The organism is Sporolactobacillus sp. CQH2019, from assembly GCF_028765345.1.
Lineage (GTDB): Bacteria > Bacillota > Bacilli > Bacillales > Sporolactobacillaceae > Sporolactobacillus.
The window spans coordinates 42,472-63,348 of sequence record NZ_JARAJZ010000006.1 but is presented as its reverse complement, the minus strand read 5'-3'; the positions used below and the strand labels follow the sequence as shown (position 1 = coordinate 63,348).

Below are 20,877 nucleotides of genomic sequence, written 5' to 3'. Positions count from 1 at the left end.
CCTCGCGGCGACCGATAACTTCTCGCAACGGGATCAATACAGTGTGCAACAGCCGATAAATGTTGCGGCCGAATGAATAAATCGGCTGTCAGCTCAAATCGATAGGGCGGCAGCCGCACAGGGCATAAATATTTGTTTGTCCACAAAATTTTCCAAGCAAAAAGAAGAGCCTAATCCATCAATATGAGTTATTTTTCCATTGAGAAAGCACCGGGCAGCAATTCGCCGACTGTTGTCTCTCTTCTGTCCCCTTTTGTATTGACAAGCAGCACCGGCATGGCAGCGGAACAGAATTCCGCCATGACTTGACGGCATGCACCGCAGGGAACGATCGGTTTTTCCGTATCGCCGGCAATGACCAAATATTGGAACTCTGTTTCGCCTTCAGACAGTGCTTTGAAAAAGGCCGTCCTTTCGGCACAATTCGATAATCCATAAGAAGCATTTTCAATGTTGCACCCTAGATACGTTTTACCCTGTTTTGTGACAAGACAGGCCCCAACCGAAAAATGCGAGTAGGGAACATAAGCATTCTTTCTGATACGGATTGCATCGTTAATCCATTCATCCACTTGATTCATTCCGGTCATCTCTTTCCCTTCCGTCATTATCAATTTTCATTCATTATGATTGTACCTGAGCTGGTTCCGATACGCGTCGCGCCTGACGCAATCATGGTTTCTGCTTCTTCTTTCGTGTGAATGCCGCCTGCGGCTTTTACACCGATTTCTTTCCCGACGGCTCGTCTCATCAGCGCGACATCTTCGGCAGTGGCGCCTCCGCTTGAAAAGCCGGTTGAAGTTTTTACATAGTCTGCCCCGGCTTTTACAGCCAATTGGCAGGCCAGAGTCTTTTCCTCATCAGAAAGAAGACATGCTTCGATAATGACCTTGACCAGCGCTTTACCGCGGGCCGCATCCACCACAGCACGGATGTCTTTTTCTACGTATTCCCGATCGCCGCTTTTCAGTGCGCCGACATTCATGACCATGTCGATCTCGCGGGCGCCGTCCTGAATTGCTTTTTCGGCTTCAAAGGCCTTGACTGCGGATGTACCGGCACCAAGAGGAAAACCAATGACTGTGCACACGTTAATTGCGCTGCCCTTAAGTTCCTCAGCAGCCAGGCGGACCCAGCATGGATTGATGCAGACCGACGCAAATTGATATTTTTTGGCCTCTTCAATGATTCGCAGGATCTCATTTTTCGTCGCGTTTTGCTTAAGCAGGGTATGATCAATATACTTTGCAATATTCAAAGGTCGTCGCCTCTCTTGTTCATTTTTAAAAACTTGTTTTTCTTTTCATTCGGTAATGATCTTATGAATTAATTTTATCGCCTGGCAATGATCGGAAATAGTGATATTTTGATAAATTTTTTCCTTAACGTCTTCTATATCTTCCCGATTCGAATAGATCGTCGCCAGCGGTTCGCCCTGTACAACTTGATCGCCGACCTTCTTTTTAAGCAGAATGCCCACAGCAAAGTCAATCGTATCATTCTTTGTGGCCCGGCCGGCACCGAGAAGCATCGCGGCAAGGCCGATCTGATCGGCAACCATTTCTGAGACAAAACCTGTGGAGCGGGCCGGAAGATCAATTTTATAGCGAGCCTGAGGCAGATTTTCCGGATGATCGACGATTGAAGGATCTCCCCCCTGATTGGCAACAAAACTCTTAAACTTTTCGAGCCCTGTTCCGTTGGAAAGAGCGTTTTCCAGCATTTTTCTCGCCTCAGCCGCGGACGGTGCCCGATTGGCCAGCACGACCATCTGACTGCCGAGCGCCAGCACCAGTTCCGTCAGATCCTCGGGACCTTTTCCTTTTAAAGTATCGATGGCTTCTTTAACCTCGATCGCGTTGCCGATTGCGAAACCGAGAGGCTGTGACATATCCGAGATTACCGCCATCATCCGGCGCCCGACATGATTGCCGATCCGCACCATCGTTTCAGCCAGACGAACGGCGTCTTTTTCATTTTTCATAAATGCTCCGGCACCCGTGGTCACATCGAGGACAATGGCATCCGCACCGGAGGCGATCTTTTTGCTCATAATCGAGCTGGCGATCAGAGGGATCGAATCCACCGTTGCCGTCACGTCCCTCAGCGCATACAATTTCTTATCCGCCGGCGTCAGATCGGCTGTCTGCCCCATCACCGCAATCTTATCTTTATTGACCAAATGAACAAATTCTTCTTTTGAAAGCTCAGTATGAAATCCCTTAATCGATTCGAGCTTGTCAATCGTCCCTCCCGTATGGCCGAGGCCTCTCCCCGACATTTTGGCGACCGGGACGCCCAGAGAAGCGACCAGCGGCGCCAGAACGAGGGTAGTTGTATCGCCGACGCCGCCGGTCGAATGCTTATCCACTTTTATACCATCAATCGCCGACAGATCGAGAATCTTCCCGGAATGGGCCATAGCCAGCGTCAGATCGGCAATTTCGCGGTCCGACATGTCCTGAAAATAAATAGCCATGGTCAGCGCACTCGCCTGGTAATCCGGAATCCCGCCGTTTGTGTACCCATCCACAAAAAATTTAATTTCTTCAGCGGTCAGTTCCGCCCCGTCGCGTTTTTTTGAAATAATATCGACCATGCGCATCGTTTATCATTCCCTTTCTTAAAATAATTGACTTAAAAAACTCGTACCCGGTCCGGCCTGCTTCACATTAAAATTATCCGCAATCGTACAACCGATGTCGGCAAATGTTTTTCTGACCGGCAAAGCACGGCCTTCTTTAAATCCCGGAGAATAAACCAGTAGAGGTACATATTCACGTGTGTGATCTGTTCCTCTAAATGTCGGATCATTGCCGTGGTCGGCTGTAATCATCAGCAAATCATCCGCCGTCATGTCCCGCATCAGAAGCCCGCCTGACTTCTACCCGCTGCAGTCAGATCGTTCAAGTCTTTCTCATTTTTATCATCTGTTTCATAGGGGAAAGAACGCGCTCCCGCCTCACTGGCAACAACGTTGAAATCGACAATTTTCAATAATTTTATGATCTATTTCTTCCATTCTGTATCTTTCTTAAAACAGTTTGTAAAGAACCTGCCTAATATTCTTATAATGAAGGAAAAAACTGTCGTTAATCTTCCGAAGACGTTATTGAAGATTCATACTGGCTGCGCACGATTCAAAGCAGGGCCTATCGCGCCATGCCGGTGCTTTCCCGTTTTACTAATCTAACCGGTAACCGGACTGTCTGGAATGGACGATTGTCGGCACGAATTCTCTGAGTCAATAATTGAGTTGCAGCCTGGCCCATTTCGAACACGGGCTGGTGAATCGTCGTCAGTGCAGGCGTTACATAGTTGCCCCAATCGATATCATCATACCCGATCACAGATATATCCTCAGGAATGCGCAACCCTCTTTCACGTAATCCTCTGTACAGACCGATGGCCATTTCGTCATTAATCGCAAATATTGCGGTGGCTCGCTTAACGCATTCTTGACTTGCCGCCTCATATCCACCTTCCTTGTTCATTGGAGTATGGACTATCCAGTCGTCTGAAAAGGGATGGCCCGTCGACTTCATCCAATCAATAAACCCATTGAGCCGATTAATGATATTGACCGTTGCATGCTCCGGCACGACAACAGCGATCTGAGTGTGCCCCAGTGACAACAAGTGCTGGGCAGCCAGTTCGCCGCCGTGCCTGTCATCAACATTCACCCGGTCGCCATCGCTGACAGCATTCTGGTCAAGCAATATATAGGGAATGCCGTTCCTTCTCAAGCTTTGATCGATTGCCTGAGCGGTAATTGAAGCACTGGCGATAATCAATCCATCTACCGCTCGTCTAATCAACTCTTGCAGATAAGAGGTTTCCAAATGTTCATCATGATTCGCACTAAAAATTAGCGGGATAAAATTTTCTTCGCAGGCAGTCTGCTGGACGCCTTTGATAAACATACTAAAAAAAGGATTAGCCAAATCAGGAGTCAGGACACCGATCGTTTCTGTCGATTTAATGATTAAATGACGGGCACTGAAATCGGGTACATACCCTAATTTATGTTGAAAATGGTGAACTTTTTCCTGTGTCTCGGAGCTGAAACGCTGGCCTTTTCCATTAAGAATCTGCGATACCGCTGTTATGGAAACGCCAGAGGCGGCGGCAACATCGCGAATGGTTACTTTTCGAATCATTTTTTATCCTCCAACTTTTGATTCAACCACCCAATTGATTCAAAACATCTCTCAATACTACTTTATCATCTCTACGTAAGCAGTAAACAGCAGTTTTTTACGAACAAACGCTCATTTTCAAGCATTAAGCGATCATTTATTCGATAAATCATCCACCGCTTACATGTTTTTATAAAAAAAGCCAAAAAAATTCTTCCAGTTTGCAAAAAGCACTCTGAAAGAATTCTATCATATTATCTGACATCTTTACAAAGCGGGGTACGGTCATTTCGCTTCAAGCAAGCTTAGTGCTCCTGAACCAGTTCCGGGTGGGCTTTATCGAAACGGTACTCAAAATAAAAATAGAGGGTGATGATCAAGTAACCGATTGCAGAAACGATAAACGAGAACTGCATTGAACCGGAAATGTCAGATACAGCCCCTTGAATAGCAGGAATGATCGCCCCGCCGATCAGGGCCATAACAATGATTGCTCCTCCCGTTTCAGTATATTTCTTCTCAGTAATCGCGTCCAAAGTATGCGCATAAATCGTCGGCCATTCAGGACCGAAAAAGAAACTGGTCATAATGGCCGCGTAAACGGCGAGCATGCTGGGCACTGTAAAGCTAACTACCAGGCACAGAGTCCCCAAAGCGGAGAACCATGTCAATACCTTTGTGATTGAGTAGCGGGCAAGAAAGAAGTTAGCAACTAATTTTCCGACAAACCAGACAATATAACTATAAATCATAAAAGTCGACGCTGCACTGTCTGTGATATGGCTGTTTAGATTTAATGCCAGACGAATCGTAAACGACCAAACGGCCGTTTGCACGCCGGCATAAAAAAACTGAGCCATGACCCCTTTCATATAGCGCTTGTTGTGAGACAAATAACGAATGGTTTCGGACAAACCGGGCTTTGCTTCTTCCTGCTTCCCGGTTTCGGCAGCCTTAGCACGCGGCATCGGCGTTAAGGCGAAAATAACCAGGATGGCAACCAGAACAATCAGAATGTACTTGTAAGGCATAAGTGTTAATTGCAGCATTTTTTCACCATATGCAATACGTTCTGCGCCATGCATTACACTCATTTTCGCCTGCAGATTGCCTACGGATCCGAAGATCAAATACTTGCCGAGAATAATGCCTGTAATATCACCCAGAGGAACCAACGTCTGCGAGATGTTCAACCGCATATTGGCGGATTTCTTCGGACCCAGCATCGAACTGTATGTGTCGCACGAAGTTTCCAGAAAGCTGAGACCAACCGCAATGGCAAAAATTGCAACCAAGAACATGCTGTAGGTTGCTAAATGAGAGGCCGGGAAGAACATACTGCAGCCGACAATGTAAAAAAGCAGGCCGGTCATAATAGCAAATTTATAGCTGTTCTTTTTAATGATCAGCGACGCCGGAATGGCAATCAAAAAATAGCCGCCGTAGAAAGCGCTTTGCACGAAGGCCGTGGCGGTATCATTCAGCAGAAAAACAGACTTAAATTGCGTAATTAAGATATCGTTTAAGCTGGCTGCCGCTCCCCACAACGGGAAAATAAGCGAGACGAGAATAAACTGAAATAGAGGCGTACGACTTAGATAACCATCGGATAGCTGTTTCCAACTATGATGCTGCTTAATGACCAAGCTGTCCATTAAAGAATACCTCCTTTTTGCTTATCAGAACCGCGATACTCTTGGGCAAGCCGTTAAAAAGTGACACCGGACTCTAAAATGATATTGGAATAGGGCGTCATTTCACCCGTTCGTATAAATGCATGCGTACGCGATAAATTCTTTTTAAGTTCGGAATGCGGGACAAATACGGTTTCAACATCCGGCAATAATTGTTTGACTGCCTGAAGTTGATCGGGATTTTGCTCTTTCATTTCTTCAGCTAAACAAATGCGCTGCACTTTTAACTCACTCAGCACATTTTTCAATACGGCAATGAAACTGGGTAATCCGTTTGTCACGGCTAAATCAATCTTAGGCGTACCGATCGGAACCGGCATGCCGGCATCGCCGATTCCCAACCAATCCATGTGCCCCATCCCGGCAATCACTGCGGATAATTGTGAATTAATGACCGTTGTTTTTTTCATGATTCATTACCTCTTAAATATTATTTTCTGTCTGTTTCCCTCGATTGTTGTGCGATCCGGATATCTTCTAAATAAGGAATTGAAGGCTGGGCCCCCATCTTTTGTACCGTTAACGAGCTGGCCCGCTGCGCAAACTTCACTGCTTCCGGCAGATTGGACAAGCTTTTATCCAGCCGGGAAGCGAGCGCACCGATAAACGTATCTCCGGCAGCCGTCGTATCGACTGCCTTTGCCTGGAACGCTGTTTGCAGCCCGCTATCAACAGGCGTCGAATAGTAAGCCCCCCTGTCTCCCAGGGTAATAATTAAATTAGAGATGCCTCTTTCACGAAACCATTCAGCGGTTGCCGCCATTGATTGCCTGTCCGTAATGGCAATCCCGGTCAAAGACCGGCTTTCCGTCTCGTTAGGAACAATCAAATCCGTAAGCTGTAAAAGCTCATGCGGAACGTCCTGTGCCGGTGCAGGATTCAAAATAGTCGTCACTCGATACTTTTTAGCAATTTCAAATGCTTTAAGTGCCGCACCAACTGGGATTTCAAATTGAGTGACAAGCATATCCGCATCGCGAATCAATAAATCGCTTTCATAAATATCATCAACAGAAATCGTTTGATTAGCGCCGCCATACACCAAAACGCTATTCTGGCCGTTCGTATCCAGCAAAATAGACGCCGCGCCGGTCGCGGCCTGCTGATCCGTCTTAATATGCGACGTATCAATGTGATCGGCCCGTAAATGTTTGAGCATCATCCGACCCTGATCGTCATCCCCCACGTTACCTATAAAACTCGTCCTTGCCCCGCTGCGTGCCGCGGCGACAGCCTGATTCGCCCCTTTCCCGCCCGGTGCACTGCTTTTATCATGCACCATCAATGTTTCGCCGGGTAACGGCAGGCGCTCAATCTGAAGAATTGTATCGACATTGATACTGCCCAGTATGACAACGTGATTCACCATGGGAACTTCACCTTCTGTTCTACAAAATTAGCAAGGTGGTAAAACGTTTTACTAGTCATATTTAACCTTAAAAAGAAGATTACCGATTTCCGTTTCTGTAGAGATTTCTTAGAGGTTTCTATGTAAAACGTTTTACCTAGTACATCTACTTTATAACACATGATGAAGGCGTTTTCAATAATAAAAAAATTTTATCCAATGCCTGCCTGTCGAGGCGAGAGACTGACCGCTTTTTGAACCAGTTTTTCCCCCAGATGATGAACCCATAGTTCCAGCCTGTAATTGATTAATGGTAAATTCGGCATTCAGGGCATCACTTGCATTTTCATGGCCTTGCCATTACCAGTAAATAATGTCATCAAAACAATTATTAAAATATTCAGAACATATATTGTTGGGAAACAATATTGGCCGATCTTTTGGGACAGCCTCTTATTTTGTCTCAAAACGTACAGTTTAAAAAAACGAACCATCGGCAAAAGAATGGAACTAAATGCTTATACACCAACCCTTGTCTTGGTTTTCAATATATTGCTTAATCGTTTCTTCCGTTACTGTCCCAACAGTTTGACAGAAATAACCGGTTGCCCATAAATGCTGTCCCCAGTATATCTGCCATAAGCCTGCTACTATTTATGAATCGATCTACTAGCGTGTGTTTTCAAATCTTAGGTTGCAGGTACTGTAAGATATTTCGGATACGTTTAAGAACGTTATCTCTTTTGCGAGTGCAGCGACTTATTTTTAGCTGTGTTTGATATTGTATTCAGGGCAACAACACATATGAATCTTGTCAAATGGATTATGACACCAATATTTAAAACGGCCGATTCTCGGGGCGGTGTTGATCTATGGTGCTATGCCATTTTTCTAGTTCATGGGACGACATTCAGAGACTATCTGCGGTTGAACCAGCCATTGCACAACGGGGTTCCCTGCGTGGAAATTAATCTTCTAGGGTTGTACCGAAAAAAACGTCTTAAGCACGCTATAATGTAGTCAGGTCGGCAGCCGAAAACAAAATGCGGGAGAAATGATGGTCCCGGCGACCGGTAATAGCTTATCAGATACTCGGCGGTATCAAATCGTTTCCGCCGCAAAATATCCAAGATCATTTGCAGAGTTCCGTAATCGGCCCATCATCAGGTAATACTTTGAAATGAAAGATATCAAAATTGTTGAAGTCTATGCCATGATGAACCTATGTTAAAATATATCGTCCAGAATGTCCATTCGTATTTTATGGATTATTTGAAGAAAACAGTTTATTCCATGATTCATCCGCGAATCTGAAATATGCGCCATAAAATTGATCTTCTCGTACTAAGAAATAAGATGTGGAGCTGCGGGGCTCAATGTCATTAGCATAGTATAAAACGCTCACAAAAAAATAGAGGTTTGGTTACGCAATCGTATGACAAAGCATGGATACGTTAGTGACAGGGCAAAATTGTTGGCCTTATATGGCTATTGTGGTGATTGAAGAAAATGCATGCTCCCCGATTGATCGAGACGGCCCTTTGTATAATACTAGGGTAGAACAATACTACTGTGCAAGTAAAAAAGGGACGTCCGGAGCGTTCATGTCACTTTCAATGAAATCGATGTACTGGAGGAACACAACCATGATTTTTTTAATCGAAATTGTTGTTTCAGGAGAACACTTTTTCTATATGAAAAACAGGCAATTTGCCAAACGGGACCTAGCGGCGGACGGAAGCACCGATCTCTATGTGTTTGCCGATTATTCGCGTGCAATAGATTATCTGCGGGCACATTGGCGCCAATTGGGCAATTCAGACAGAAAAATCGTCGTTCCCCGATTAAAAAACGGAAAATTGATTGCCCCTCCCTCCCTTATTAATGTCCGGGCTTTTCGTGATCGACGCCCTGCAAACGTTTTATTCTGTCTCCGGGATGTCAAAGATGTCATAAAAAACGGCAGCGATGCCAGGCCTAATCGCCTGATAATCACTTATGATGGAGATCCTGCTGTTGTCAGTGCTGATAAAAATTGCGATAAATCGAATTATGCCGTTTCTTCGGATATTTTTCCCGCTTATAATCACTATTTCGGCCCCGGGGCAAGTGAAGATGAGAACTATGTCGGCAACTTGTACTTGCAATTGCTGCGAGGTTGGCGCGACCATCTCCGCTATATGGGAAAACATATCGATTTTAATAATTGGCAGGGTGAAAAGAGTGACGAAGCGCAGTTGAAAGCTGATATTCTAAGGCTCGTCGGTCAGTATTCATAACTGACTTGGTGAGGCTTTTTTGCGGCTGAACGGACAGATCTCTGCTCTATATAAATGCAGTCAAACGGGCACAAGCTCCTGATAAAGAAGCTGTGCCCGTTTGACGGTTGTGAAGCTTTTATGAAGGCTGGATTGCGATTTTTCGCTGATCAGATAGACAGGGAGCAAACAGTTTTACGCACGGACAAACTGATGATCGATGAATTTAACAACTGGAGCAAGTATCCCTTCCGGCGTTGTATAGTGCAAATTTTGTTCGGTAAAAATATATTCGCGCGGATAAGGTGCAAAACTGAAAATGGTATACGAACCGTCGCTGTTTGCCTCAAGACGTCCGTTGATGACGCGAAGCTGACCGGCGCGCGTATAAAGATAAGTTTTACAACCAAAACCATTCAGATAAGCAACCAGCTCTTCCCCCATGTCCCAATCCGCATGGCCCGTATCGCCTTCGGGAAACAGGCGGGTAAAGATACCGCCGTCGCTGGCAAAGGCAGACTGGCCGAAACGCTGCCGCGACAGATCAGGACGATTCAGGTTCGGACCGGCGATGCTGTAGGTGGAAGCGGCGGCGCCTTTTTCCAGCTTGCCGGTTGCCGTCGCCTGTGTGTCGTAACAATAGAGCATAGCAACGGTCGACCGATAGGCGGCCTCCAGGTATGCTGAATCTTTCAGAAAATCATATGCTTGCAGCATAGCTGCCGAAGCTATTCCGCCCCATAGTGCGTGCATCATGTATGACAACGCTTCCCACCAACGATCGGGTGCCTGAGCGCGGAAATCATTGCTGAATCCGATGTTGGCTTCCAACAGCCGGCTGTACCGACAGGCACCGTCCGTGTGCCCCGTATTGCTTAAAGCACCCGCCGCCGGTCCGAAACCGGCATTGTCATAATAATGTTCCGTGACGGCTGCGCGATACGTTTCGCTTTCACGATCCACTTTATCGGCGATTTGCTCCCATAATTTTTTAATCGTTGCGTATTTATCCGTCAAACCCCGCTGCTTTAGTTCGGAAAGCAAGTCGTTGATATAGAGGAAAAATACGCCGAGCATTTGCGTCTCCGACTGTGCCCGCGGGTCATCGTGCAGCGCAGGGTTAACTCTGAGATTGAAAATATCGGCAGCCCACTGCAGATAGTCGTCTGCATGGTGCAGCTTGAGCACCGTGTTATCGAATTCCGACAGCAGAAAGAACATGTGGCCGATATATTCAAAGTCCATCACCCGGTAAAAGTTGCCGTACAGTTTGCGCGGTTTCCGAAAATCGCCGTTGATAAACCACTTGGGCCGGACATAGTTTACGGCGCTTGCTTCAACTTGCCGGATCTGTCTGCTATTTAGATGCCCCTGATCCAGTAAATTTTTTTGCAGGACAAGACTCAATTTGCCGAGCGATTCACCTTGATTGGACAGCGGAATGAAGCTGAACGGGACCTTGGCGTCCGCTCCCTGATACAGTGTGTTGGAAATATAATCCACCCGTTCGTCCAGCATCTGCCGCAATGAACGGACGACATTGAACACCACACAGTCCTGTTTTCCGTTGTCGAACGTAATCGTGATTTTATGCTCACCGCTCCCCTGAGCCGGAAAGGCCAATAAGGCGTTCCAGCCGTCTTGCTCAATATAGTGGCTAACGTCTTCGCTGATCAGACGATCGTCATTTCTATAGCTGACATGTACCTGCCTGATGGTTATATTTTCAGGCATCGCCAAGGTTAACTGTGCTTGTTCATTTTCTTTAATCATTGGTTGATAACGGATGATCGGGTGTCCGAAAGCCATGGCACGGGCATAAAAATCGTTGCGATCTGCAAGCGTACAGAGCCGGTAGCGCCACTGTTTTGTTTCTCCGGGTGACAGTATCAGTCCGTCGTGGTTATAAATCCAGTCCGTCGGCGGCTGCTGATCTTTGTGATATCCGCCTGCCAGAATCAATTGGTGAAAAAGCATGCCGTCCAGCGAGGGGGAAACGTTTTCAAAAAACCGGTTTGTATATTCGCAGTAGGTGCCGACCGATAAAGTTTTCCCGGACAACTGATAGACTCCCAGGTGAGGCGCCTCGCCGCTGCGGCGCACGGCCGCCAGTTTCGTAAAATCGGCGGAAATGGATGGAAAAACAGCGGCGGAATCATTCATATTGCGCAGCACATTTTGATCACGGAACATGATATAAGCCAGGGAAACCCAGACGGCAAAATGATCGACAACCAGCGGTCGATTGGAATGATTGATCAGTTCGATCGACCAATCCAGTGTTTCGTCGGTCAATCCCGGCCGATAAGTCAGTCGAACAGCTGCCCGGCCGAAGCTGAAGGTGACGGTTGTTCTTTCCTGTCGGCTTTCTACGACCGGCTGGAAGTGAATGCTTGAAAGGGATTGATGATCGACCGTCAGATTGAATTCGCCGAACAATTTATCGGCATCCCGATAGCCGACTTGCTTCAAATAATCAGGATCGATAACCCAGTTCATGTGGAGCGGATCGTTCTTCATTGTCAGACGAGTTAAGGCCCCGTGCTGATTGAATGAAAGATCGAAATATGTGGTCTCCATGATTTTCTCCCCACTTTTTTCTTTGATAGTCTCGCAGATATTTCGTTTATTGACGAGCTGCCGATGTCTGAATTCCCATCTGCCTTTCAAGCTTAATTCAGCGTTTTGTTTCATAAAATATTTATTTCGACACTTTGTTTATAAAATTCAACACTTAATATTGAAACGACATGACGCTTATTATCAGTTTTTAAATTTATAAAAGAGCAGATCCATCAGTCATCATCTTTTGTAATGCCGTTAATTTCCCGGTAGTGCATCGGCGGCATGCCCATCACTTTCTTGAACAGATTGGAGAAATAATAAACATTTTGAAAACCGCACTGATCAGCAATTTGTTTGATCGACAGCGTGGTATTCAGCAACCGCTTCTTAGCCTCTTCAATGCGGACCTGATTTAGGTATTTCATCGGTGTAATGCCGATCGTCTGCTTCATACATCGGCCGATGTAATTGGGATGAATGTGAAACTGCTGCGCAAGATTAGTATTGGTGATTTTCATGTCAAAGTGGTCGCGCAGGTACCGTTCCACTTTAAGCGTAATTTTGGTCACCGAGCTTTCCTGAACGGCGGGCAGCTGAACATATTGCAACAAATCGAGGAATAATTCTTGTACCTGCCAGAATGAAAACGACTCACTCTCGTTTGTGGAATGCAGCAGTTTTTCTGCTGTTGCAAAAATCTCCGGGATATTGCTAAGTCTGCGGTGTTTAGCGAGATAGACCGTATGATTAGTCGTGTGATAATGCAATGTAGGTATTTTGATCACCGATTGTTGTTCCGCCGGTTTTTCGTCCTGCTGCCAGCGGCCGACACAGAGAAAATGCAGCCAGTAATATTCGCTGTCTTCATCACAGGCCTGAAAGGAATAATGATGGCGGTCCGGCAGAAAGATAAACATTTCATGGGGCTTAACGATAAATTTCCGCTTTTCCTCAGCCAAAAACATGCGGCCTTTTTTCATAATGACGAGAATGAAAAAGGGAAGATCATTTCGATTTGGATGTCGCTCTCCGGGCTTAAAATAGGCAACGCCGCCCTCGATAAATACAGGCAGCGGGATACATGAGAGCGAAAGGTACAACGGTTTTGCAGTGCTCATAAAGAGGACTCCCTGTGTGATATTTTATAATCAACAATTCATTATTTATATTTTCAACCGCTTACACGGATGGTATATTGCAAAAGAAAGAAGCGGTTGAGAGATGAAGGCACCGAAATCATTCTAACAAAGATGTCAGACATTTAAACAATAATAGCGTCGGTTTAGCCAGTTTTAAATTAACGAAGATTTAAAGCGCTCTCAATCTTTTGACTTTTCGCTTCGTCATCATCTTCGACTGCTGGTTGTAAATCATTTTGAACCGGTGTGTCGATCAGGGGGGGATAAATAGCATCATCTTGCCTGTCCTTCAGGCACCTTTTAAATATATCAGGATTTGGGGGAAAAGACGATGGGTCAGAATCATTCGGTTTCAGACAGCACCGGCAAGACAGACAAACTGCCGTTTCATCGTGTTTTGGCTTATGCAAGTACGGATACAGCAGGGAACTTGCTGTACTGTACGGTTACAACTTTTGTTTTGTATTATTACACGGACGTGTTCGGGCTATCGGTGGTGGCGGCCGGCCTTATTTTACTGGTTGCCCGCATTCTCGACGCCTTTGATGCACCGATCTGGGGGTTCATCATCGATCACACGCATACGAAATGGGGGCAGAACCGGCCTTACTGGCTATGGATATCGATACCATTTACTCTCTTCTTCGTTTTGATGTTCTGGTCGCCCAATCTGTCGGCCAATGGAAAATTTGTTTACGGCTTAATCACTTATCTGCTTCTGGGGATCTGCTACACCGGCATCGGCACGCCGATCAGTTCAATCCTGCCTAATTTAAGCAACAACAAAGATACTCGCGTCCGTTTAAACTCAGTGCGGATGATCGGCGGAATGGCCGGATTTTTTGTCACCGCTACCTTCACGCTCTCACTGGTATCGTTCTTAGGCAAAGGAAACGATGTTGTCGGATTCCGGATAACGACGATTTTGTTTGCACTTATCGGTCTGGCGCTGTTACTGTTTGCTTTCGGCGATACCCGGGAGATCAATGCGGCGAGCGAAAAGCCACTGCCGATCAAGCAAAGCCTGCGAGCGGCGAAAAGCAACTGGCCGTGGTTTATATTGGTCGTCGCTTTTGTTTTTTACTGGCTTGGCAACGCGTCACGAACGTCGGCACTGGTCTACTATACTCAGTATAATCTGGGCAACAAAGAATTTGCCTCGGTGCTAAATGCACTGATATTATTCCAGATTGTCGGCATGGTCGCGATACCTTTTGTTGTTAAGCATATCTCGAAAACACAAACGTTGATTATCGGATTCTTACTTGCTGCATTGGGTCAAATCCTGATTAACTTCACCGGTCAGTCGGAGATCATGCTGGCTGTTTCCTGGAGCGTCGCTTCAATCGGCACAGGGGTAGCCGTGTCAATGCCTTTTGCCATGCTGGCGGATACGGTCGATTTTGGTGAATGGAAAAATGGAATACGGGCAAGCGGGTTTCTGACGGCGATCGGCAGTTCGTTTGCCATTAAAGTCGGGCAGGGGCTCGGCGGCTGGGTTCCGGCACTGATTATGGGCAGCTTCGGCTATAAAGCGGGGACCGTTCAATCGGCCGCAACACTTGGCTCGATCAAGTTCTGTATCAGCTGGCTGCCCGCCCTGTTTTTCATTGTCGGTGCGATTATTGCGATGGCTTACACGAAATATGAGAAGCAGGAAACATCAATTAAAGTGGAATTGAATCAACGAAGAGGCGGGCTTGAAGAGGCATAATCTTAAAGTCGGAGGGAACAGATTATGAAAGGCAGCATACAGGTTGACCCTACGGAACAGATTGCGGCGATCGACAACAGAATATACGGATCGTTCATTGAACAGCTAGGACGTGCTGTCTATGAAGGCATTTATCAACCGGAGCATCCGGCTGCCGACGAAGACGGCTTCCGGAAAGATGTCATTGCCGCTGTCAGACAGTTAAAAGTGCCGATTATCCGTTATCCGGGTGGTAATTTCGTCTCGCAGTATAATTGGGAAGATGGCATCGGTCCGAAAGACGAGCGGCCGACACGGCTGAATCTGGCCTGGCGGCAGATTGAGACTAATCAGTTCGGTTTGCACGAATTTATGAAATGGGCAGAAAAGGCCGGTGCCAAAGCGAATATGGCCGTCAATCTCGGTACGCGGGGCATTGAGGATGCGGCTCATCTGGTTGAATATTGTAATTTTCCCCGGGGAACTTATTACAGCGACTTGCGGCGGCGCAACGGCCGTTCGCAGCCGTTCGCAATCCATACGTGGTGTCTGGGCAATGAAATGGATGGCCCCTGGGAAATCGGGATGCAGACGGCCAATGAATACGGTCATCTTGCCAATGAAACAGCAAAGGCGATGAAAAGAGTCGACGAATCAATTGAGCTCGTAGCCTGCGGCAGTTCGTCCATTGAAAATCCGACATTCGGCGAGTGGGAAAAAACGGTGCTCGACCAATGCTACGATAATGTCGACTACCTGTCTCTGCATCGCTACTATGGTTATTATAACGATGACGATCCGGCGGAGCTGGATAACTATCTCGGCAAAAATATTGATCTCAATCAGTTTATTAAAGGCGTTGTGGCAATTTGCGACGCAGTCAAAGCCCGTAAACGGACAAAAAAGACGATCAATCTTTCATTCGATGAATGGAATGTCTGGTATCATTCAAACAAAGCGGATACGAGAATCAAGCCATGGCAAACAGCGCCTCATCTGCTGGAGGATATTTATAACTTCGAAGATGCCCTGTTGGTCGGCAGTTTACTGATCACTTTGTTGAAGAACAGTGATCGCGTGAAGATCGCCTGCCTCGCACAACTGGTTAACGTGATTGCCCCGATCATGACTGAGAATGACGGCGGTGTCTGGCAACAGTCCATTTTCTATCCGTTTTTGCAGGTTGCCGATTATGGCAGAGGCGTCGCGCTTAGCTCACATGTAGAGACGGAAACGTATCACTCGCGTGAATTTGATGCGGTTCCGTTTCTGGACAGCATTGCAGTATACAATGATAATGCCGCTGAAGTGGTGGTTTTTGCTGAAAATAAATCACAGACGGAGACATTGGATTTCACTATAAATTTTAAAGAACTACGACCGGTTTCGATCGCTGAAGCGACACAATTTGCGGGTTATGCACCAAAAGCTGACAATCGTGACGGAAGAATGAGAATCCGTCCGCTGACCGATGTCCGATTGAATAATTCCGAAGCGGCGGCGACATTGCAGCCGTTGTCTTGGAATATGTTCAGATTCAAACTTTAAGGCCCAGCATCAAACATTTGGGGGGAAGTCCTGTGAAGATCGACGCTCATCAATTTGCCTTGCAGCTGATTGCCGGCATCTCGCAGCTCGAAGGTGAGACGGGTGAAAGATATATAAAACGGGCATTAACCCTTTATCTGGAAGCTTTTTTCCTGATCGAAGATTTCGATCAGCTCGAATCCGGACAATTTAAAAATATGAAGAAACATGAAATAAACGATCTGGTCAGTCGACTGATCTCGGCCCGTTTAATTTAATGCCTGCGTAAACTGCATGCAGAATCTGTCCGTGAATGGAGCGGTTCGGACCCGGAATGTCTCACAAAGAACGGTCGGGTGTCATCCCCCGGCCTTTTTTGTGCCGACTTTTTTCGGGTAAAAAAAGGCACTCTGAATGCTAAGAAAATTTGGTACACATTGAAAACGGGTTTCAAACCTTATCAGATACTCTAAAACAAATCCTGGTACCAGGCCGGGCGCCCAGCGATCGAATAAGAAATATACCCGGCTAATACGGGAACCAGCATCGCCATACCGACCGAACCGATGAACTCGATATTGGCCCAGTAATGGATTCGTCACATTGACACCGCCACTAAAGTCAGCACAATGACGAGTAAAATCCCACCAACAGTGACTGCTGGAATCATATAGAAAAATACATGGCATGATTCTTAATTTGAGTTAGAGCTTTATTCATTATGCTCTCCAGCGGATTTAGTTCGATCGGCTTTTCGCCCCAATGATCCTGCTGCCAATGAGCGGCTTGCGGATGAACAAAGGGTCGTTGGACTGTGCCGAATAGGCCATCGGCCAGTGAGCTTTGACCGTGAATGTCAGTATGACATTTGAACCGCACCCGATGCGACAGCACCTGATTGGCGACTTTGACTGAAGACATGAACCACCGGATCCTGCCGATTCAAGCTGACAGATAAGTTCAAAGGCATTTGACCGTTTTTTTGCCGACGTGCCCGTGCTGACAGATCCTACACAAAGACAATTGGGACTCATTTTCTGATCCGTCATTCTGGAAGAGCCGAACAGAAAGTATTTGTGTCTCCACTCTGATGGAAAGTCTGAGAAAAACTCTTTTGCAGTCCGATCCCAAGAACTTATTATCTCTTGGGTCACTTACGATGACATGTCGGCTGAACCGGGCTAGACATTTGACATTGATTTTGAGGAGAAACGCCAACCGCTCAAGAAAATCAAAAAAATTTTAAGCCGGTTGAAAAAAAGATACATTTTCCTACAACTTTGCGACAAATAGAAACAGCCAGAGACCGCATAACCATGCAGATTGATGGCTGTTTCTTGCCTTGTTTAACTGCAGAAGTCCGGATGTGTGAAAACGATTGACTCATTAAAATCAAACAGCAAGATGCCGTTAAAATCGGTACCTTGCTATTTTAAAAAGAATTCACTTCTATATCCATAATTAATTTAAAGCTAATTAATAGTGTCAGCCGTCAGGCAGTCATACAGATCTTCTGCTGTTTTTGCTTGATGCAGCCGCGTCATGGTTGTTTCTGAATTAATTAAGTAATATAAACTGTTAATGGCTGCCTTATTTTTCAAACTGTTATCAAACCTGACAGCTAGTAAAAAGACACAGTCAACCCACTTTTTCTGCCACTGAATGGGGTGTTTCAAAGTCATCACGCAAATCGTCGGATCCAGTACCAAATTGCTGGCACCATGAGGGATTGCGACTCCCTTGCCAATCTCCGTCGGCATAATAGATTCACGATTAAATACCGATTTTTCAAAGTCCGATTCCACTAAGCCCTGAATTCGCAGCTGGCGGGTCAGAAAGGCAAGGCTCTCATGGCGCGTCGTAAAAATCTGTTGCGGAAAAAGACAGGTCTTTCTAATAAACGGACCGAGCTGATTCTTTTTAATTTGCTGTGGATGATCGATAATAAATGTATTGAGTCGGTTAATATCGTCGGAATCCAAAAAATTGGATACCTGCACCACAGGAACAGCGCTGTCAAACTGCAAAGTCGAAATGATAAAATCAATAGGGCTTAAATCATAATTGGTAATGTTCTTATAGGGAACCGCATCAACGACTTTGATCAGCGGCAACGTTGATGAGATTCTATTTTGAATCAAGCGGGAAAAACCGACTCCTTCCGGACAGACGATTATCACGCGTTTCAATTTCACATTTTTCTCCAGGGAAGCCTGAAAATGGACCGTTAAATAGCCTATTTCTGCTTCTGGAACCTGCTGCGATAATTGGCTGTGGCTTTCTTGATCTAATAATTCCGCAACTGCCAGCAGTACAACACCAAATAACGAAGCATAGTTCTCCCTGATTTCATCGAGCAAGGGATTGGCGAATGCTTGATGCTTTTTCAGCCGTTCAAACATTGCAAAACAGTGCGACCTGAGATTGAGAAACAATTCCTGGTCCTGCGTTAAGTCTAATCTTAACATTGCCGACACTTTAGTAATCAATTTTTCAGCAAATTTTTCAGCACCATTATCAAAGCGATTCAGAAAATCCACCAATAAATCCGGACCGATGCTGCTTTGAATTCCCGACATCACCAGGTGCTGATTGAGATATTTTAGATCATCCCGGCTAAAGATATGCGGAAACTGGCTATCAAGTAGAGTAAAGAGAGTGGCCAATTTGGAATTCGGCGGACCGGGCAAACCGGAATAGGCCTGATTATACCGCCGATGAGCATTCCGCGCTAAAATAATCAAAATATGTGTCATCAAATTACTATAGGTCGCATCATTAAGGTGAAAAGCGGCATTTTTTTCGAATCGAAGTAAAACTTGTTCCGTCTTAAAAATGTTTTCACTGCCAAATAACGCCTGAAGACGTAAGTAGGTCGTCGCTGTCAGGCGCGTCTTCAAACGACTTCTAAAAAAACCGGTTTGTTGATCCAGCGGTTGATAATCTTTAATGATTTGACGCAGCACCTCACGGATCACCGCTTCATCGCCAACGATAGATGTTCCTTGGTAATCCGCCTTCATGGTCAAGTGCTGCTGCTTTAAATCATCCTTAATAATTTCTAAATCTCGAACGATAGAACTTCTGGAGACGTGATACTTATCCGCTAATTGATTGATAGAAGTCCGGCTATGATTCAATAAAAGTGCAATCTTGATCTGTTGGCGCCGTGTTATCGCGGTCAGCGGATTGGTCGCCGATTTAAGTCTGTTTTTAATGAGTAACAGACTTTCCGGTGCTGCAGAGATCATAAAGCCTGCACCCCGTTTATTCTGAACGGTCACAGCAGCATTCACACAGAGCTGTGATTTAATTTCCTTAATGTCACTCGCAATCGTACGCTCCGAAACACGGAACATGGCTGCCAGATCATGAAGGGAGATGGCTTTTTGATTGGCATTATCTATCAACATCATGAGTATCCTCAAAGTACGCGGCTTCATCGCAGCACACCCCCCATCAGCACCATTACACATTAATATTTTGCTTAATCCTCTTCTTCAAAAGTGCCATCATCAGAACGACAACTGCTGCTCCGATAATCACCGCTGCGAAATACATTAAGCGCTGATGAACTACCGGCAAAACTAACAGGCCGCCCAATGGGGCCATATCGGTTGCGCTGGCCAGTCCCGCAATCACAGATCCTATGGCTGATCCCAGCATAATTGACGGAATCACCCGCAACGGATCCGTGGCCGCAAACGGAATCGCACCTTCGGTAATACCGCAAGCTCCCATCACAATCGCAGCTTTTCCAGATTCCTTCTCTTCACTTGTAAACTTGTTTCTCAAAATCAGCGAAGCAATTCCTAGACCAATAGGAGGAATGCAAATGGCTACTCCGGCCATCCCCATGAGTCGGCCGTCACCCGTTGCAATCAGGGCAACAGCAGTCGTATACGCAATCTTGTTCATCGGACCGCCCATGTCAAAGGATATCATACATCCTATGATGATGGATAAGATCACCGTGCTTCCCGTCGACATACCCTTCAGCCAGACCTGGATAAATGTGACCACAGATCCTAACGGCGCCGCAACCACATAGATATACAGCAGCCCTATGACTGCCGCCACGATCAGAGGAATGATGATGATTGGCATCAAGGGTTTAAGAAAAGCCGGAACTTTCCAGGTTTTAACCCATTTGGCCATATAACCGGCCGCAAAACCTAACAACAAGCCGCCTAAAAATCCTGTCGAGATTTTTCCGCTCCCTACTGGATTGGCGGCCAAATAACCTAAAACAAGTCCCGGGACCAGGCCGGGCCGCCCGGCAATCGAATAAGAAATGTACCCGGCTAATACAGGAACCAGCATCGCCATACCGGCCGAACCGATGGTTTCGATATTGGCCAGCAGTGGATTCGTCACATTGGCCCCGCCGCTGAAAGCCAGTGCAATGGCGAGCAAAATCCCACCGACAGTGACCGTGGGAATCATATAGGAAACACCTGTCATGGCATGATTCTTGATTTGACTTAAAGCTTTATTCATTGTGCCCACTCCTT

16 protein-coding genes and 2 pseudogenes are annotated in these 20,877 nt (G+C 46.1%); 4 read left to right on the top strand and 14 right to left on the bottom strand.

The window, feature by feature from the left end; translation table 11 throughout:
• Positions 1–188: 188 nt before the first annotated feature.
• The 9 genes and pseudogenes from OYT88_RS09980 to OYT88_RS09940 all read right to left on the bottom strand — a co-directional run.
• Positions 189–590, bottom strand: a complete 402-nt coding sequence (locus OYT88_RS09980; protein ID WP_443029672.1) for a cytidine deaminase — start codon at positions 588–590, stop codon at positions 189–191.
• 20 nt (positions 591–610) lie between these two features.
• On the bottom strand, positions 611–1,258 hold the full coding sequence (deoC, locus tag OYT88_RS09975) for a deoxyribose-phosphate aldolase (protein ID WP_274399725.1): 648 nt from the start codon (positions 1,256–1,258) through the stop codon (positions 611–613).
• A 45-nt stretch (positions 1,259–1,303) separates the two neighbouring features.
• Positions 1,304–2,605 (bottom strand): pyrimidine-nucleoside phosphorylase, encoded by a 1,302-nt coding sequence (locus OYT88_RS09970; protein WP_274399722.1) that lies wholly within the window; start codon positions 2,603–2,605, stop codon positions 1,304–1,306.
• A gap of 18 nt (positions 2,606–2,623) precedes the next feature.
• Positions 2,624–2,857: pseudogene (locus OYT88_RS09965) on the bottom strand (phosphopentomutase); the annotation flags it as partial.
• A gap of 295 nt (positions 2,858–3,152) precedes the next feature.
• Complete coding sequence (gene rbsR / locus OYT88_RS09960; RefSeq protein ID WP_274399721.1) at positions 3,153–4,160, bottom strand: ribose utilization transcriptional repressor RbsR; 1,008 nt, start codon at positions 4,158–4,160, stop codon at positions 3,153–3,155.
• Positions 4,161–4,444: 284 nt separating this feature from the next.
• Entirely contained in the window at positions 4,445–5,794 is a 1,350-nt protein-coding gene (gene fucP, locus OYT88_RS09955) for an L-fucose:H+ symporter permease (protein ID WP_274399719.1), read from the bottom strand.
• Positions 5,795–5,847: 53 nt separating this feature from the next.
• Positions 5,848–6,243, bottom strand: a complete 396-nt coding sequence (rbsD, locus tag OYT88_RS09950) for a D-ribose pyranase (protein ID WP_274399718.1) — start codon at positions 6,241–6,243, stop codon at positions 5,848–5,850.
• Positions 6,244–6,263: 20 nt separating this feature from the next.
• On the bottom strand, positions 6,264–7,202 hold the full coding sequence (gene rbsK / locus OYT88_RS09945; protein ID WP_274399716.1) for a ribokinase: 939 nt from the start codon (positions 7,200–7,202) through the stop codon (positions 6,264–6,266).
• A gap of 489 nt (positions 7,203–7,691) precedes the next feature.
• Positions 7,692–7,811 (bottom strand): annotated as a pseudogene (locus tag OYT88_RS09940) (transposase); the annotation flags it as partial.
• 1,016 nt (positions 7,812–8,827) lie between these two features.
• On the opposite strand from OYT88_RS09940, the gene OYT88_RS09935 reads away from it, so the two are divergent.
• Entirely contained in the window at positions 8,828–9,460 is a 633-nt protein-coding gene (locus tag OYT88_RS09935) for a hypothetical protein (protein WP_274399715.1), read from the top strand.
• A gap of 174 nt (positions 9,461–9,634) precedes the next feature.
• Here the strand turns inward: OYT88_RS09935 and OYT88_RS09930 are convergent, their stop codons facing one another.
• Both OYT88_RS09930 and OYT88_RS09925 read right to left on the bottom strand, forming a co-directional pair.
• Positions 9,635–12,019 (bottom strand): hypothetical protein, encoded by a 2,385-nt coding sequence (locus tag OYT88_RS09930; RefSeq protein WP_274399711.1) that lies wholly within the window; start codon positions 12,017–12,019, stop codon positions 9,635–9,637.
• Between the two features lie 215 nt (positions 12,020–12,234).
• Positions 12,235–13,122, bottom strand: coding sequence for a helix-turn-helix transcriptional regulator (locus tag OYT88_RS09925; RefSeq protein WP_274399709.1), 888 nt, complete (start codon positions 13,120–13,122; stop codon positions 12,235–12,237).
• A 352-nt stretch (positions 13,123–13,474) separates the two neighbouring features.
• Between OYT88_RS09925 and OYT88_RS09920 the strand changes: the two genes are divergently transcribed.
• The 3 genes from OYT88_RS09920 to OYT88_RS09910 are packed head-to-tail and all read left to right on the top strand — an operon-like array spanning position 13,475 to position 16,641.
• Positions 13,475–14,857, top strand: coding sequence for a glycoside-pentoside-hexuronide (GPH):cation symporter (locus OYT88_RS09920; RefSeq protein WP_274399708.1), 1,383 nt, complete (start codon positions 13,475–13,477; stop codon positions 14,855–14,857).
• 24 nt (positions 14,858–14,881) lie between these two features.
• On the top strand, positions 14,882–16,384 hold the full coding sequence (arfA, locus tag OYT88_RS09915; protein ID WP_274399707.1) for an arabinosylfuranosidase ArfA: 1,503 nt from the start codon (positions 14,882–14,884) through the stop codon (positions 16,382–16,384).
• A gap of 32 nt (positions 16,385–16,416) precedes the next feature.
• On the top strand, positions 16,417–16,641 hold the full coding sequence (locus tag OYT88_RS09910; RefSeq protein ID WP_274399705.1) for a hypothetical protein: 225 nt from the start codon (positions 16,417–16,419) through the stop codon (positions 16,639–16,641).
• Between the two features lie 388 nt (positions 16,642–17,029).
• Here the strand turns inward: OYT88_RS09910 and OYT88_RS09905 are convergent, their stop codons facing one another.
• The 3 genes from OYT88_RS09905 to OYT88_RS09895 all read right to left on the bottom strand — a co-directional run bounded on the left by OYT88_RS09905 (position 17,030) and on the right by OYT88_RS09895 (position 20,863).
• A complete protein-coding gene (locus OYT88_RS09905; protein ID WP_274399703.1) occupies positions 17,030–17,284 on the bottom strand; it encodes a hypothetical protein in 255 nt (84 codons plus the stop codon).
• 551 nt (positions 17,285–17,835) lie between these two features.
• Positions 17,836–19,806: a BglG family transcription antiterminator gene (locus OYT88_RS09900; RefSeq protein ID WP_274399701.1), complete on the bottom strand. Its 1,971-nt coding sequence runs from the start codon at positions 19,804–19,806 to the stop codon at positions 17,836–17,838.
• 25 nt (positions 19,807–19,831) lie between these two features.
• Positions 19,832–20,863 (bottom strand): PTS fructose transporter subunit IIC, encoded by a 1,032-nt coding sequence (locus OYT88_RS09895; protein WP_274399700.1) that lies wholly within the window; start codon positions 20,861–20,863, stop codon positions 19,832–19,834.
• Between the last annotated feature and the right edge of the window lie 14 nt (positions 20,864–20,877).

Excerpts from the sequence above, each read along its gene's own strand:
- OYT88_RS09980 (WP_443029672.1), bottom strand. The coding sequence starts at position 590 with ATGACCGGAATGAATCAAGTGGATGAATGGATTAACGATGCAATCCGT.
- OYT88_RS09970 (WP_274399722.1), bottom strand. The coding sequence starts at position 2,605 with ATGCGCATGGTCGATATTATTTCAAAAAAACGCGACGGGGCGGAACTG.
- rbsR (WP_274399721.1), bottom strand. The coding sequence starts at position 4,160 with ATGATTCGAAAAGTAACCATTCGCGATGTTGCCGCCGCCTCTGGCGTT.
- fucP (WP_274399719.1), bottom strand. The coding sequence starts at position 5,794 with ATGGACAGCTTGGTCATTAAGCAGCATCATAGTTGGAAACAGCTATCC.
- rbsD (WP_274399718.1), bottom strand. The coding sequence starts at position 6,243 with ATGAAAAAAACAACGGTCATTAATTCACAATTATCCGCAGTGATTGCC.
- rbsK (WP_274399716.1), bottom strand. The coding sequence starts at position 7,202 with ATGGTGAATCACGTTGTCATACTGGGCAGTATCAATGTCGATACAATT.
- OYT88_RS09935 (WP_274399715.1), top strand. The coding sequence starts at position 8,828 with ATGATTTTTTTAATCGAAATTGTTGTTTCAGGAGAACACTTTTTCTAT.
- OYT88_RS09930 (WP_274399711.1), bottom strand. The coding sequence starts at position 12,019 with ATGGAGACCACATATTTCGATCTTTCATTCAATCAGCACGGGGCCTTA.
- OYT88_RS09925 (WP_274399709.1), bottom strand. The coding sequence starts at position 13,122 with ATGAGCACTGCAAAACCGTTGTACCTTTCGCTCTCATGTATCCCGCTG.
- OYT88_RS09920 (WP_274399708.1), top strand. The coding sequence starts at position 13,475 with ATGGGTCAGAATCATTCGGTTTCAGACAGCACCGGCAAGACAGACAAA.
- arfA (WP_274399707.1), top strand. The coding sequence starts at position 14,882 with ATGAAAGGCAGCATACAGGTTGACCCTACGGAACAGATTGCGGCGATC.
- OYT88_RS09905 (WP_274399703.1), bottom strand. The coding sequence starts at position 17,284 with ATGTCTTCAGTCAAAGTCGCCAATCAGGTGCTGTCGCATCGGGTGCGG.
- OYT88_RS09900 (WP_274399701.1), bottom strand. The coding sequence starts at position 19,806 with ATGAAGCCGCGTACTTTGAGGATACTCATGATGTTGATAGATAATGCC.
- OYT88_RS09895 (WP_274399700.1), bottom strand. The coding sequence starts at position 20,863 with ATGAATAAAGCTTTAAGTCAAATCAAGAATCATGCCATGACAGGTGTT.